Source organism: Halomonas sp. B23F22_20 (genome assembly GCF_043496985.1).
Classification (GTDB): domain Bacteria; phylum Pseudomonadota; class Gammaproteobacteria; order Pseudomonadales; family Halomonadaceae; genus Halomonas.
This window is the reverse complement of the sequence record NZ_JBIEKH010000054.1, coordinates 1-1,323: the sequence shown is the minus strand read 5'-3', so window position 1 is coordinate 1,323 and position 1,323 is coordinate 1. Positions and strand designations below refer to the sequence as shown.

Annotated in this window: 2 protein-coding genes; both read left to right on the top strand. The window is 58.6% G+C overall.

Annotation, left to right across the window (positions count from 1 at the left end; translation table 11 throughout):
• Nucleotides 1-383, top strand: a 383-nt coding sequence (locus ACGTN6_RS20490) for an STY4526/YPO1902 family pathogenicity island replication protein (protein ID WP_394594898.1), incomplete at its 5' end; no start/stop codon positions are given.
• Nucleotides 384-700: 317 nt separating this feature from the next.
• Nucleotides 701-1,323 (top strand): PFL_4669 family integrating conjugative element protein (locus ACGTN6_RS20485; protein ID WP_394594897.1); only part of this gene is annotated, 623 nt, incomplete at its 3' end.

Below are 1,323 nucleotides of genomic sequence, written 5' to 3'. Positions count from 1 at the left end.
GTGAAGCCAAGATCGATCGCTGCCTGGAGCTCGGTGCCAGCGTCCAGATGATGACCAGGTTTTTCGCCCTGACCGGGAACGACTGTTCAACCCGGCGTGCTTTGCTGGGCCTGGAGTCACGGCAAGGGCGCCTGGCGATGCCAGCAGACGATGTTGAACATGATGCGTATCGTCGCTGGCAGAACATCACGCGTGATCCTGACGATTCGAGCTGTATCGACGATCTCGATGGAATGATCGCCCTGGCGGAAGAAACAGACCTGTCCTTGGGGGTGGTTTGGCACTTGGTCAATGAGTGGGCTCAAACCGCCGAGAAACAGGCGAAGGCCGCTGCTTCTCGCTCATCCCGGAGCCGCTTTGGAGAGCGGGCATGCGCCGGGTAGGGGAGCGGCAGATTCTGGTCGGTAAACCGGCCTTTGTAGTAGCGCAGCGCCGGGGCAATGCCCCGGCGTCGGCGTGTTCGGATCGGCACACCAAAGTGCGGTCAGTTCGATACGGCGTAGTTCAGGTGATGGTGGCACCATCACCCCGCCTGGGGCTCGCGATGGCAGCGAGGACAACTGCTCGTTTCATTGGGCCTGAAGCGGGGACAAACAATTCATGATGCCTGGCCAGTTAACATTTCCACTACTCACCCATAGTGGCCTGCCTCAGCCTGTGGCCAAGGCACCAACCAACAAGCTCAAGGAGCAGACAATCCATGGCGGCGAATGAGCAATCCATGGGGAACCTGAGCAGCAAGATCCAGCTCACCCTCCACACGTATCATGCAACCCGGGCCTGGAAAGGTCGTGGTGTTGAGAGCGGGAAGCACCAGATCATAGGTGTTCGACAATTTCTCTTCCTCGCGGGACGGATCCAACAAGACGCGGCGAAGGATGATCCCTACGCGGACTACTGGATGGTTGAAATCGAGCAGAAGCTCAAGGAATGCCAGGAGAGGCTGAATGAGCTACTGCAGGAGTCTGATCGACTCCTCGACATGATTCCGAAGGAGCTCAGTGTCGAGGAGAACGTCAATCAGCAACCCTTCAAGACGCCGGTGTTCACAGGGGGCCAGCAAGGGTGGCTCGCAATCCGGCTACTCATCGACTTTGACCGTTTCGCACGCAACATCCTGCTCGCCCAGCATGTCGCTCTGATCGGTCGTACCGAGATGCACGCCTATATGCGTGAGGCGAACCACTTGATCAGGAGCCTCTGCACCTTCCCTCAGCGCTACCCAGGTTATAGCGGTGTGAGTCGCGACGACTTCGCTGCCAATAATGCGAAGGCGCGTGAGGCGGTCGACAAGTATGGCGAGGTTCCGGCGGATATTCTCCG